Origin of the sequence: Bacillus sp. SIMBA_005 (genome assembly GCF_046535585.1) — a bacterium.
GTDB lineage: Bacteria > Bacillota > Bacilli > Bacillales > Bacillaceae > Bacillus > Bacillus pumilus.
The window spans coordinates 1-270 of the sequence record NZ_JAWRWI010000440.1 but is presented as its reverse complement, the minus strand read 5'-3'; the positions used below and the strand labels follow the sequence as shown (position 1 = coordinate 270).

The window sequence follows — 270 nt, the reverse complement described above, 5'->3', positions numbered from 1 at the left end:
CCCATCGCCCACTAACGTTACATCAAAACCACTGATTGTTGCTGTTCTAACAGCACTATCTATACAGTGCTGTGTTTCACAGCCCATCATTACAATATGTTCAATATGCTGTGTTGTTAAATGTTCAAGCAGTCCTGTCCCATAAAAGGAATTTGTTGCAGATTTATCAAAGATCTTTGCTTCAGTAGGTACAGTAATTTCATTGTGAATTTGAAATCCATCTCCCTGTCCTTCAGCTACATCAAGATCCCTCACAAAAATAACTGGAAC

Annotated in this window: 1 protein-coding gene; it reads right to left on the bottom strand. The window is 38.5% G+C overall.

Annotation, left to right across the window (positions count from 1 at the left end):
• Positions 1-270 (bottom strand): isochorismatase family protein (locus SB660_RS20805; protein ID WP_410584247.1); only part of this gene is annotated, 270 nt, incomplete at both ends.